Here is an 11,957-nt window from a genome sequence, read left to right as displayed (position 1 = left end):
CCTCAGGGCGGTCTTTTCGTTTGAGCGCTGCGTCGAGTTCGCCGCCAAACGGACGGATTTGCAGGAGAACACCCCGTGTCAGTCAATCGCCGCAACTTTCTGACACTGCCCCTCGCCTATTTGACATTACGAGGTTCTCCGCCTCGCGCCGCGCCGTTGCCCGGTGTCGATGACTGGCCTGGCGGCGAGTGGGATTGGACAGCTCCCGAGCAAGCGGGGTGGGACACGGATATCCTGGCCCAGGCGCGGGCCTACTCGCAGTCCATCGGCACGGCGAGCTTCATCGTGGTGCAGCATGGCCGCATCGTCGACAGCTGGGGCGATATCGGCCGCCGGCTGCAATTGTACTCGGTGCGCAAGAGCCTTCTGAGCGCCCTGATCGGCATTGCCGTGGCGGAGGGCAAGATCGAGCTCGACGCCACGCTGGGCTCGCTTGGCATCGATGATGTTCCGCCCGTCCTCACCGAGGCCGAGAAACAGGCGACGGTTCGACAGTTGCTGCAGTCCCGGTCGGGCATCTATCGACCCGCCCTCGTCGAGATGCCGAGCCAGGTCGCGCGCCGCCCTGTTCGAGGGAGTCATCCGCCCGGTACGTTCTGGTATTATAACAACTGGGACTTCAATGTTCTCGGAACGATCTACGAACGCGCTGTCGGCGCGTCGATCTTCGAGATGTTCCAGCAACGCATCGGCAATCCCGTCGGCATGCAGGATTATCGGCCACGCGATGGTGGCTACATCAGGGGCGACGTTTCGCTGCATCCCGCCTACCCGTTCCATATGAGCGCGCGGGATCTGGCGCGGTTCGGCCTGCTCTATCTGCGTTCCGGGCGCTGGCGCGACAGGGCCGTCGTCTCACCATCATGGGTCCAGGAGAGCACGACCGCCTCGTCGGAAACCTATCTGCGGTCCGGCTACGGCTATATGTGGTGGACCGGTTTCCCCGACCGGCGCGTCGAGATCATGAACCTGTCTCCCGGCGGCTTCTGGGCCGATGGGAATTATGGACAGTTCATCATCATCGACCCCGTGAACGACCTGGTCGTCGTTCACCAGACCGATACCGCCAAGGTCAATGAGCGGCAGATGGGCCATCTGATGTGGCTGCTTTTGACCGCGGCGCACGCCGGTGATCCGGGGCACGACCCCAACGCGGCGCGCAGGTGACGCCCTTGACGCATGGTCGGATCAGCGCGCCCAGCGCACGATCTCGATCAGCACCTGCGACAGCGCCCTGTCGAGCGCCTGCGCGGCTGCGCCGCCATCGCCCGCGGCAGCCGGCACGCGGGCCGTAAACAGGCGCGCGCGCTGGACCTTGCCGGAGCGGTCTCCCACCAGCTTGGCGGTGATCTCGACGACGGCAGCTCCGCTCGCGGTGTCGATGTTGAAGCTGCGGATATCGGTGTTGAGCTGGGCATCGGGCACGATGCGCTCGCCGGGACGCGCGACGGAACCGAGGCGATTGCCGTTCTCGAAGGTCTGGATCAGGCGCGTCTGCACCAGCTTGGGCACGCGGTCGGCCCATTGCGCGCCGCCAAGGAAGGAGAGCGCGCCGGAGGCGTCCTTGACGATGACACGGTCGGAGTCCAGCGCCTGCACCGTCGTCGGCTCTGCGACGACGAGGGCCACGCGCGAGCCACCGATGCGACCGAAATCGCGCGGCGCCGAGAGGTCGTAGGTCGTCGGCGCGGATCCGCCGCCACACCCGGCCAGCATCAGCACGGCGGCAAGCAGCGTGGTCGGGACAGCTAGGCGCGCAGGTAGGATCGACATCGTCATGAGGCTAGCGCGACCCACCATACTGAGGAAGCGGCGGCTTGCCGCCGAAGATGAATTGCTGCGGATTACGCTCGATATTGCGCAGCGTCCGGTTGATATCGGTCAGCGTGCGCTTGCCGTCACTGGCGAGGGACTCGATATCGCGCAAGCCCGGACCGGTGAAGCGGCTGATGCCGGTGGTGATCTCGGCGGTGCGCTTGTCGAGATTGTCGGCCAGGACGCGGATCGCCCGGGCAGCCTCGCCGACATCGGTGAAGGCGCTCTTGCCATCCGGCCCGGCGGCCGTGTTCAGGAAGGATTGCGCCCCCTTGAGCACGCCCTCGACCTGATCGGCCGCCTTGTTGAGCTTTTCGGTGATCGAGGCGACCTCCTTGACCGCCTTGCCGACATCCTCGCTGGAACCGCCCAGCGCCGCGGTGAACTTGTCGACATTATCGACGATGTTGGTGACCTTCTTCTGGTCGACCGAGCGCACGATCTGGGTGAGCTCCTCGCTCAGCGTGCCGAGCTTCTGGGCGAGCGGCGAGATCGTCTCGGCGATCTGGCCAAAGCTCTTCATCAGCTTGTCGACGCCATCGGAATTGTCGCCGAGCGCGGCCGAGAAGCGCTCGACATTCCTGACGGTGTTGCTGATCGAGCCGGCATTGTCCTTGACCAGCCCCTCGACGCTGCCGAGCACCTCGTCGGCGCGCTTGGCGATGGTGCGGACGGTCTCGAGGATGTCCTGGAATTCCGAGCGCTCGGCGATGATGGTCGGCAATTGCTGGCCGGGCTGCGCCTGCAGGACAGGCGAGTTCGGCTCGCCGCCGAGCAACTGCACCGCGACGACGCCGGCAAGGCCCTGCGCCTCGATACGCGCGCGGGTGTCGACGCGCAGCGGCGTCGTGTTGTCGACCTGGATCACCGCATAGATGCGGCGCGGATCATCCGGCAGCAATTCGATTCGCGTCACCTCGCCGACCCGCAGGCCGTTGAAGAGCACGCTGGAGCCGCGCCCGAGCCCGGTCACGGTGCCGCTGAAAATGACGCGCACATCCTGCCGCCGGCCGGAGCCGCCGCTGTTGAACCAGTAGATGAAACCGAACGCCGCTGCGAGAACCGCAAGCGTGAACAGCCCGACCAGCGCGTAATTTGCCCGCGATTCCATTGTCTAGCGCTTCATCCCCGCATACCCGCCGGCAGACGCGCTTTCGCCCGCTCACCACCGAAATAGGCCTTCACCCAAGGGTGATCCGACGCCAGCATGGTCGCAAGCGTACCGACCGCGACGACCCGTTTGTCCGCGAGCGCCGCTATCCTGTCGCAAGCGGAATAGAGGCTGTCGAGATCGTGGGTTACCATGAAGACGGTCAGCCCCAAAGTCTGCTTCAACGTCACGATCAGCTCGTCGAACTCGGCAGCGCCGATCGGATCGAGCCCCGATGTCGGCTCGTCCAAAAAGACGATCTCCGGATCGAGCGCCAGCGCCCGCGCCAGCGCCGCGCGCTTGATCATGCCGCCGGAGAGCTCGGAGGGCGCCTTGTCGGCGGCGTCGGGCTTCAGGCCGACGAGATCGAGCTTCACCATCGCCAACTCGTCGAGCAGGGCCGGCGACAGCTTGAGATATTCGCGCATCGGCACCTGGATGTTCTGCTTGACGCTCAAGGCCGAGAACAGGGCGCCATGCTGGAACATCACGCCGAAGCGGCGCTCCAGCGCGCGGCGCTGCACCGGGTCGAGCTCATCGACATCGTCTCCCAGCACCTCGATCGTGCCGCGCGACTTGCGCACCAGGCCCAGGATGGTGCGCGTCAGGACCGATTTGCCCTGGCCCGACCCCCCGACGAAGCCCAGGATCTCGCCGCGCATCACGTCGAGGTCGAGACCATCCATGATCACCTTGTCGCCGAAGGCGACCTTGAGATCACGCACGCGGATAGCCTCCTGGGCCTCCACGCCTGTCCCGCCGTCAGGCGTCGCGTCCCGCTCGCCTTGCTCGGCCGATTGCTCGCTCATGGGCGATTTCATAGGCGATCTCATGGCCGGGTTTACGATCCTCAAAACGCGATCGATGCAAAAAACATGGCGAAGAGACCGTCGACGACGATGACCATGAAGATCGCCTTCACCACCGAGGCCGTGACCTGCCGGCCAAGCGACTCCGCCGAGCCCTGGACCGCCAAGCCCTCGATCGAGGCGATCAGACCGATGACGAAGGCCATGAAAGGGGCCTTGATGAGGCCGACCGCGAAATGCTTCCAGGTGATGACCGATTGCAGCCGGGCCAGGAAAGTATCGATACCGATGCCGCCATAGAGCCATGTGACGAGCGCCGCGCCGGTCAAACCCGACATCGACGAGAGGAAGGTCAGAATCGGCAGCGAGATGATCAACGCCAGGATGCGCGGCACGACGAGGACTTCGATCGGATCGAGCCCCATCACGCGCAGCGCATCGATCTCCTCACGCATCTTCATCGAGCCGATCTCGGCGGTGAAGGCCGAGCCCGAACGGCCGGCGATCATGATCGAGGTCAGCAGCACGGAGAGTTCGCGCAGGATCAGGATGCCGGTCAGGTTCACGACGAAGACGGTCGCGCCGAATTGCTGGAGCTGGAAAATGCCCTGCTGGGCGACGATGCAGCCGACCAGGAACGAGATCAGCATGATGATCGGCGCGCCGTTGAAGGCGATCAGCTCGATCTGGTTGACCAGCGAGGGCCCACGGAACTTGCGCGGCCCGAGCACGACTCCGACCGAGCCGACCACGACCTCGCCGAGGAACATCGCACCACCGACCATGTCGCGCCCGAAGCTGACGACCGCCGCGCCGATGTCGACCAGCACGCTGACGACGCCGAAATGGCCGGGATGCGCCGGCACCGCGTGATCCCTGACCGCCACCTCGGCGAGCAGGATTCCATGTTCGGGCCGGTCGCTGACGATGTCGACGGCCGCGCCCTTGGCCTCCTGCTGCAGCTTCAGCCGGTTGAGGACATAGGCGCCCATCGTGTCGAGCCGCGTCACCGCCGAGAGATCGAGCCGGGACGACGCGCCCTTGGCGATGCGTCCGTCGATCTCCGCGATCAGCGCCTCGACTCGCGGCGCGCGGTCTGCGCTCCACGAGCCCGCGAGCGCGACGGCAAGCGTGCCGGCATCGTCGCGGAAGACGGCTTGCGGTTCGGCGGTATCGAGGCTCGCCATGGCTTTAAGTCAAACCCTTCGCCGGAGCGGTCTCGCGACCTGCCCGCAGCGCCCGTCCGGTCGATCTTGTTGTGCCCCTGCTGCCTGTATCGCCGGGCAGGTTGCGCTTTGCAAGCAGGAGCAGGACGAGACCCACAAGCGCCAGCGGAACCATGGCGAGAAAGCCCAGCGAACCATGGCGCTGGTAGAGATAGCCCGACAGAATCGTCATCGCGGCGCTGACCAGCGCGCTCAGCGCCACGAGCCTGCCCTGGGCTGCGGCGCGCCGCCCCTCGGGCGCCAATGCGGAGAGGACCGCCAGCGCGCCGAGATGAGCGCAACCGAAGGTCAGGCCATGCAGCAATTGCAGCAGCAGCGTGACGCCGAGCCCCGGATCGAGCGCCATGACGCCGAAGCGGATGATGGCGGCGACAGCACCCGCCGCGATCCAGGCGAAGCCGGCCGCGCCCCGCGCGACGATGCCGCCGGCGAACAGGAACAACCCCACCTCCACCACGACGCTCGCGGCCCAGAGGCCGCCGATGACGGTGTCGCTGAAACCGAGGCTGCGCCAATGCAGCGAACCGAAGGCGTAGAGCGCGGCATGCGTCGCGTTCACGCAGGCGATGGCGACCAGCGCCAGCCGGAAGGCCGGGCTGAAGCCGACCGGAGCGGGGCTCGCTTCCTGCGCCGGCCTGGCGCGCGCCGGCGGCGCGGGGACCGCCAGCGCGGCAAGCGCCGCCAGGCCCGTGCTCGCCGCCAAGGCGAGCGGAATGATGCCGGCTCCGAGGCGGGCGATCAGGTAGCCGCCGAGCAGGTTCGCCGCGAAAAAGCTGACCGAGCCCCATAGCCTGACGCGGCCATAGCCGATCGCGGCGCCCGCCCTGATCTGCGCCGTCGTCAGCACGTCGGCCAAAGGCACGACGCCGGAGATCGCGGCGGCGTTGAGCGCCATGGTCAGGCCGATCAGCCAGATGCCATGTGCCGGCAGCAAGGCGAGATAGAGCAGCGCCGCCAGCCCATTGAGCCCGGCCAGCAGCAGGACCGGCGGAAGGCGGCTGTCGGCGAGCCCGGTGACCCATGACGTAGCGACGACGCGCATCAGGATCGGAATCGTGAGGACGACGCTGATGGCGACGTCGCCGAGCCCTCTGGAGGCGAGCCAGATCGGAAAGAACGGCATGTAGATGCCGACGCCGAGGAAATTCAGCGCATGCATCAGCGACAGTCGCAACCCGACCCCACCCTGCGGAAGCAGCGCCATTTTCAAGCCCGATCGCATGGCGCCGGCAGCACTTCCTTAAGCTATACGGGGGCACGGTTGGAGCTGGTGCATTTCGACTGACGAATGGCGATTCGGCCAGTCCTTCACGAGCAGGTTGGCCATGGTTGAGGCGCGTTCGCTAACGCCGCTGAGCGAAACCGACTACGAGGCCATCGCGGCCGCCGTCATGGAGACGGCGCGCGGGCGCTGGTTCATGGCCGAATTCGCCAAACGCAACCGCCAGGCCGACACGGCCCAGCTGCTCACCGCCATCGGCCGGATCGAGCGGGTCGTCGGCGTCGGTCCCCAGCCCGCGCCGCCCGAGCCCAGCCTGCGTGAGGCCGCCGCGCTGATCACCGATCTCAGGCTCGACCTCGAACGGATCAGCGGGCGCAACCAGGAGCCGTCATCGGGCCTGGCAACGCGCATCGAGAGCGCTTCCGGCAGCATCGCCGCCGCGGTCGAGAGCGTGCAGGAGGCGGCCTGGGGCCTGCGCGAGGCCGGCGCGGACGAGGCCCTCTGCGACATGCTCGACCGGCGCGCCACCGAGATCAACGCCGCCGCCGCCAGCATCGACGGCACGGCCCAGCAGATCGGCAAGATCGCCGATACGATCGCGATGCTCGACAGTAGCCTGCGGGCGTTCTGCGAAGGCGCGCAGGGCGAAAGCGACGCAGAGCCGGCCCAGCCGGCGCACGGGCTCAGCCTGCGGGAGGCAGCGCCGCTCAGCGCCTATGACGACATCGAGATCATCGAGATCGACGAGATTCCGACTTCGGTCGTGTCTGCGCCGCGCAAGGTCTCCGCGCGGCCGACGAGCGAGTTCAAGCACCAGGTGAGCCCGCTCGTTCACGACGATGTCGATTTCGAATATATCGACGTGCCCAGCGAGCCGCCGCCTCCCGCTCCCGCCGCCCCGCCGGCCACCTCGGAAGCCGATCTGCGCGACATCGACGCGCTGCGCGCCGACAAGAAGCTCGCCTACTTCGCCTAGCCAGGCTTCAATGCCATCCAGGCCGTCATTGCGAGCGCAGCGAAGCAATCCAGGGGACGTCGAGCTCTGCCGCTCCTGGATTGCTTCGCTGCGCTCGCAATGACGGTGTGGTTCAGGCGCCCCCCAGAGCATTGCTCTTGCGAAAAACCGTACCCAGTTTTTCGTAGCAAGGAGCTAAACCGCCCCAGTGGCGACATAGCTCGCCATCTTGCCGGGGTTGAGCAGGCCGAGCGGATCGACCTCGCCCTTGAAGCCGAGCTGGTCGGCATCGGCGCGCTTGTGGCGGCTGCCGGCCTCGAGCGAGACCACATGCGGATTGGCGATCATCACGCCCGCCTGCTCATGCAGGGCAATGATCTCGTTCAGGCGCTCGGGCGTCGAATAGCGCAGGATCGGCAAGGCGCTCGCGGTCATGCGCCCGCCGAAGCGGATGAATTCGTGATGCGCCAGAACCTCGTCGGGAAAACGCGCGATCATCTCCGCCGCACTCTCGAGCAGCCGGTCATGTGGGAACATGCATTGCAGATAGGTGATCGAGCGGTCGCCCTTCAGCCATTGCAGTGTGGTGTGGTTCCACGTGTATTCGTAGAGCGGGACAGTGCCCGGCCCCTCTTCTGACGCCGCCTCATAGGTCACAGCGCCGCGCTGGCCGATGATCGCCTTGAACGGCCCGAGCGAGGCTTCGGCGATCATGCAGATCAGGATGCTCTTACCTTCGGGACAATGCTGCTTCAGCGCGCCGAATGTCGCCGGGATCGGCCATGAGATCGGCGTCACCAGCTTCTTGACCACGCCATCGGCGAGCGCGACCGCGTAGCCGGCCTGGAAGGCCTCCATGTAGTCGTCGAAGGCGACGATGACGTCGATCCAGGGCCAGGCCGGAGCGAGCGGCATTTCCAGCGCCGTGATGATGCCGGTCGTGCCATAGGCGCGATTGACCTTCTGGGCCGCGTCGTCGCGCAATTCGAGGATGCGCGGCTCCTCCTCCATCGTGACGATGCGCGCGGCCAGGATGTTGCCGGGCTCGCGCAGACCGCCATAGGTGACCGAGCCGACGCCGCCCGAGCCGCCGGCAACGAACCCGCCGATCGTGGCCGAGCGCTTGGTCGAGGGGTGCATGCGCAACTCGAACCCCGCCTCGCGCGTCGCCATGTCGATATCGAGCAGGCGCGAGCCGGCGGCGACCCTGACCACGCCCGGCTTTTGCCAGGCGATGCCGCTCAGCGCCGTGATGTCGAGCAGCACGCCGCCTTCGAGCGGCACGGCCTGGCCGTAATTGCCGGTGCCCGCCGCGCGGACCGTCAGCGGGATGCGCCGCTTCACGCAAGCCGCGGCGACCCGCACCACCTCGTCCTCATCGCGCGGGCAGGCGATGATGTCGGCGGATTTGTCGGCCAGCTCCGTGTTCAGGATCGGCGAATACCAGAAGAAGTCGCGCGAGCGCTTGCGCACCACCTGCGGCTCGTCGATCAACGGGATGCCGTCGAGATCGGCCTTCAGCCCGGCGATGTCGTAGCGCGAGGGCTGCAGCGGCTTGTGCTTTCTTTCGATGTCCAGGCTCATATCGTACCCATTTCAGCTTCGTCATTGCGAGCGACGCGAAGCAATCCAGAGTCGTAGCGCTCGACGTCCCCCTGGATTGCTTCGCTGCGCTCGCAATGACGACAGGGCTTCAATTCTCCCGTTTCAGCGCGCTCTCATGCCAGCGCCGCAGCAGGAGATGCGAGATCCAGCTCGTTGCAAGGAAGATCGCTATCCCCGACAGCGAGATCATGATCAGGGCGGCAAAAACGCGCGGGATCTTGAGCTGATAGCCCGCCTCCAGGATGCGATAGGCCAGGCCAGACGAGCTGCCGCCCGTGCCGGCCACGAATTCGGCGACGACCGCCCCGATCAGCGCCAGCCCGCCCGAGATCTTCAGCCCGGCGAGGAAGTAGGGCAAGGCAGCCGGCAATTTGAGATGCCGCAGCGTCTGCCAGCGCGTCGCGCCATAGAGCTGGAACAGGTTGATCAGGTTGTGATCGGCCGAATTCAGCCCGAGGATGGTGTTCGACAGGATCGGGAAGAAGGCGACGATCCAGGCGCAGATCAAGAGCGAGAGGTTGATGTCTCCGGCCCAGATGATGATCAGCGGCGCGATCGCCACGATCGGCGTCACCTGCAGGATCACCGCATAGGGCAGGAGCGACATCTCCAGCCATTTCGACTGGGTGAACAGCACGGCGAGCGCAACGCCGACGATGACGGCCGCCGCCAGCGCCATGAAGGTGATGCGCAGCGTGATCCAGAGCGAGCCCGAGAGCGTGCCCCAGTCGGCGATCAGCGTCTGGCCGATCAAGAGCGGCCCGGGCAGGACATAGGGCGGAATCTCCTTCCAGCGGACCAGGAACTCCCACAGGCCGAGCGCCAGGACGCCGATGACGATCGGCGCCAGGAGGCGCGGCCAGGCGCTGGCGGGCAGGCCCAGGATGCGGGGCTCCGTCGCGAAGACGGGGCGGGCTTCGGCGTCTGTGCCGTCATGGGGGGCGTGCGTTTCGACGGATACCGTCATCGCCGCACCTGCGCGTCATTGCGAGGAGCGGAGCGACGAAGCAATCCAGGGGCCGACGAGCGAGACCTCTGGATTGCTTCGCGGAGCCTGTACTTGGGCTTGCCGAAGGCAAGACCCGGGTGCTCGCAATGACGGGTTGGGAACGCGCTCATGAGCCGATCGCCTCCTTGAGCTTGCCGGAGACGACGCGGCAGAGATGGGCGTATTCCGGCGAGGTGCGGAAGAGATCGTCGCGCGGATAGGGCGCATCGACATCGAGATCGGCCATGACCCGGCCGGGACGTGCCGCCATCACCACGATGCGCTTGGAAAGATAGACCGACTCGAAGACCGAATGGGTGACGAAGACGGCGGTGAATTTCTCCTTCCACCAGAGTTCGAGCAGGTCGTCATTGAGGCGGTGGCGAGTGATCTCGTCGAGCGCCGCGAAAGGCTCGTCCATCAGCAGGATCTTTGGCCGCAGCACGAGCCCGCGCGCGATCGAGACGCGCATCCTCATGCCGCCGGAGAGCTCGCGCGGATAGGATTTCTCAAAGCCCTTGAGGCCGACCAGCGCCAGCATCTCGGCAGCGCGCCCTTGCGCCTCGCTCTTGCGGACGCCCTTCAGCGTCAACGGCATCATGACGTTGGCGAGCGCGGTCGCCCAGGGCATCAAGGTCGGGTCCTGGAAGACGAAACCGAGATCGCGCTCAGGTTCGCCCGAGGCGTCATGGCTGGTCGTCGGCCATTCGATCGTGCCGGTCGAGGGCGCGCCCAACCCGGCGATCATGCGCAGCAGGGTCGATTTCCCGCAGCCGGAGGGGCCGAGCAGGCTGACGAACTCGCCGGCGCCCAGATGCAGATTGACGTCGCGCACGGCGAGCGTGCCGTTGGCGAACTGTTTCGAGACATGGCGCACGCAGACGAGCGGCTTGGCGTCGCTGCTGCGGACTGCGTGGGGTGTGCTTAGATAGGCTGTGTCCAAAGCCTGATGATCCGTTGTCTGTGACAGTCACAACGAGTGCGACGTCATCCCGGGCTTGACCCGGGATCCATCGAAGGGTGCCGCACTCTACGATGGATCCCGGATCGGCGCCGCTTCGCGGCTTGTCCGGGATGACGGCGAGGAGGCGGCCGCCGAACGCCTCACGCCTTGCCCACGCCCTTGTTCACGAACTCCAGGCTGTAGGCCTTCTTGATATCGACGCCGGCCGGGAAGACGCCCGCCTCCGTCATGGTCTTGTAGAAGCTGCCCCAGCGCGCATCGGTCATGGCGCCGATGCCCAGCGTCAGCGCGTCGCCGGAGAGCACGATGCCCTTCTCGTTCATGACCTTGACGGCGTAGTCGATCTTCTCCTGATCCATGTCGGGGTTGTCCTTCAGGATCTGGGCGTTGGCTGCGGCCGCGCTCGGCCCGGCCTTCATGTATTCGGCCCAGCCTTCCAGTGAGGCGGTGACGAAGCGCTGGACCAGGTCCTTCTTCTCCGCGACCATCTTCTGCGAGATGTTGATCGTGGTGTTGTAATTCTCGAAGCCGGCATCGGCGATGAGATGCACCACCGGGTTCACCCCGCCCTTCTGGATGGCGAAGGGCTCGGACGACAGAAAGCCCTGTTGCGAGATGGTCTTGTCGGCCAGGAAGGGCGCCATGTTGAAGGTGTAGGGCCTGATCTGCTCGTCGGTATAGCCGAACTTCGCCTTCAGGAAGGGCCAGTAACTGGTGCGCCCGGCAGCGCCGACCAGGATCGGCTTGCCCTTCAGCGCAACCAGCGAGTCATTGCCCTGGCCGGGATGCGAGATCAGGACCTGCGGGTCCTTCTGGAAGATCGAGGCGATGCAGAGGAAGGGGATGTTCTCCTGGGCGTAGCGGATGGCCTCGAAGGAGTTCGACATGATCATATCGACGCGGCCGCCGAGCAGGAGCTGCGAAGGGTTCTGCTGCGGTCCGCCGGGGCGGATATCGGCGTCGATGCCGTATTTCTTGTAGATGCCGTTGGTGACCGCGAGATAAAAGCCGCCATGCTCGGCCTGGGCGCGCCAATTGGTCTGGTAGGAAACCTTGTCGAGCGTCTGGGCGCTGACCTTGCTGCCGGGCACCGGCACCAGGACGGAGGCGGCCGAGCCGCCGATGAGGCCCAACGCCGCGCGCCGGTTGATGCGATACTTCATCATCATGCTGGAGACCTCCTGGATAAGGCTTTTGCGCAAATGCGCCGTGATCGCGGGCCA

11 protein-coding genes are annotated in these 11,957 nt (G+C 66.0%); 2 read left to right on the top strand and 9 right to left on the bottom strand.

All coding sequences use genetic code 11. The annotated features are described in order from the left end of the window. Nucleotides 1-156 precede the first annotated feature (156 nt). On the top strand, nt 157-1,167 hold the full coding sequence (locus BHK69_RS12390) for a serine hydrolase domain-containing protein (RefSeq protein WP_199579119.1): 1,011 nt from the start codon (nt 157-159) through the stop codon (nt 1,165-1,167). A gap of 21 nt (nt 1,168-1,188) precedes the next feature. Here BHK69_RS12390 and BHK69_RS12385 read toward each other — a convergent pair whose 3' ends face one another. The 5 genes from BHK69_RS12385 to BHK69_RS12365 all read right to left on the bottom strand — a co-directional run bounded on the left by BHK69_RS12385 (nt 1,189) and on the right by BHK69_RS12365 (nt 6,204). Beyond that, the gene (locus BHK69_RS12385; protein WP_244548482.1) at nt 1,189-1,779 is read right to left on the bottom strand and encodes an ABC-type transport auxiliary lipoprotein family protein; all 591 of its coding nucleotides are present in this window, start codon (nt 1,777-1,779) and stop codon (nt 1,189-1,191) included. A 4-nt stretch (nt 1,780-1,783) separates the two neighbouring features. After that, complete coding sequence (locus BHK69_RS12380) at nt 1,784-2,926, bottom strand: MlaD family protein (protein ID WP_069690368.1); 1,143 nt, start codon at nt 2,924-2,926, stop codon at nt 1,784-1,786. A gap of 11 nt (nt 2,927-2,937) precedes the next feature. Continuing rightward, nucleotides 2,938-3,651, bottom strand: coding sequence for an ABC transporter ATP-binding protein (locus tag BHK69_RS12375; protein WP_069693598.1), 714 nt, complete (start codon nt 3,649-3,651; stop codon nt 2,938-2,940). A gap of 164 nt (nt 3,652-3,815) precedes the next feature. Next, entirely contained in the window at nt 3,816-4,961 is a 1,146-nt protein-coding gene (locus BHK69_RS12370; protein ID WP_069690367.1) for an ABC transporter permease, read from the bottom strand. A 4-nt stretch (nt 4,962-4,965) separates the two neighbouring features. Continuing rightward, nucleotides 4,966-6,204: an MFS transporter gene (locus BHK69_RS12365; RefSeq protein ID WP_069690366.1), complete on the bottom strand. Its 1,239-nt coding sequence runs from the start codon at nt 6,202-6,204 to the stop codon at nt 4,966-4,968. A gap of 121 nt (nt 6,205-6,325) precedes the next feature. Between BHK69_RS12365 and BHK69_RS12360 the strand changes: the two genes are divergently transcribed. Further along, on the top strand, nt 6,326-7,198 hold the full coding sequence (locus BHK69_RS12360) for a hypothetical protein (RefSeq protein ID WP_069690365.1): 873 nt from the start codon (nt 6,326-6,328) through the stop codon (nt 7,196-7,198). A 174-nt stretch (nt 7,199-7,372) separates the two neighbouring features. On the opposite strand, the gene BHK69_RS12355 is transcribed toward BHK69_RS12360, so the two are convergent. From BHK69_RS12355 to BHK69_RS12340, 4 genes are all read right to left on the bottom strand, one after another. Beyond that, complete coding sequence (locus BHK69_RS12355; protein ID WP_083269280.1) at nt 7,373-8,761, bottom strand: FAD-binding oxidoreductase; 1,389 nt, start codon at nt 8,759-8,761, stop codon at nt 7,373-7,375. Between the two features lie 109 nt (nt 8,762-8,870). Continuing rightward, on the bottom strand, nt 8,871-9,749 hold the full coding sequence (locus BHK69_RS12350; protein ID WP_083269279.1) for an ABC transporter permease: 879 nt from the start codon (nt 9,747-9,749) through the stop codon (nt 8,871-8,873). A 148-nt stretch (nt 9,750-9,897) separates the two neighbouring features. Continuing rightward, a complete protein-coding gene (locus BHK69_RS12345; protein WP_069690364.1) occupies nt 9,898-10,713 on the bottom strand; it encodes an ABC transporter ATP-binding protein in 816 nt (271 codons plus the stop codon). A gap of 161 nt (nt 10,714-10,874) precedes the next feature. After that, complete coding sequence (locus tag BHK69_RS12340) at nt 10,875-11,903, bottom strand: ABC transporter substrate-binding protein (RefSeq protein WP_069690363.1); 1,029 nt, start codon at nt 11,901-11,903, stop codon at nt 10,875-10,877. Between the last annotated feature and the right edge of the window lie 54 nt (nt 11,904-11,957).

This window comes from Bosea vaviloviae (genome assembly GCF_001741865.1).
GTDB lineage: Bacteria > Pseudomonadota > Alphaproteobacteria > Rhizobiales > Beijerinckiaceae > Allobosea > Allobosea vaviloviae.
Note: the sequence above shows the minus strand (reverse complement) of the source record. Positions and strands in the feature narration are given on the sequence as shown.

What these genes read in the sequence shown, in the direction of transcription:
- BHK69_RS12385 (WP_244548482.1), bottom strand. Translation starts at nt 1,779, where the DNA reads ATGACGATGTCGATCCTACCTGCGCGCCTAGCTGTCCCGACCACGCTG.
- BHK69_RS12380 (WP_069690368.1), bottom strand. Translation starts at nt 2,926, where the DNA reads ATGGAATCGCGGGCAAATTACGCGCTGGTCGGGCTGTTCACGCTTGCG.
- BHK69_RS12375 (WP_069693598.1), bottom strand. Translation starts at nt 3,651, where the DNA reads ATGGATGGTCTCGACCTCGACGTGATGCGCGGCGAGATCCTGGGCTTC.
- BHK69_RS12370 (WP_069690367.1), bottom strand. Translation starts at nt 4,961, where the DNA reads ATGGCGAGCCTCGATACCGCCGAACCGCAAGCCGTCTTCCGCGACGAT.
- BHK69_RS12365 (WP_069690366.1), bottom strand. Translation starts at nt 6,204, where the DNA reads ATGGCGCTGCTTCCGCAGGGTGGGGTCGGGTTGCGACTGTCGCTGATG.
- BHK69_RS12360 (WP_069690365.1), top strand. Translation starts at nt 6,326, where the DNA reads ATGGTTGAGGCGCGTTCGCTAACGCCGCTGAGCGAAACCGACTACGAG.
- BHK69_RS12355 (WP_083269280.1), bottom strand. Translation starts at nt 8,761, where the DNA reads ATGAGCCTGGACATCGAAAGAAAGCACAAGCCGCTGCAGCCCTCGCGC.
- BHK69_RS12350 (WP_083269279.1), bottom strand. Translation starts at nt 9,749, where the DNA reads ATGACGGTATCCGTCGAAACGCACGCCCCCCATGACGGCACAGACGCC.
- BHK69_RS12340 (WP_069690363.1), bottom strand. Translation starts at nt 11,903, where the DNA reads ATGATGATGAAGTATCGCATCAACCGGCGCGCGGCGTTGGGCCTCATC.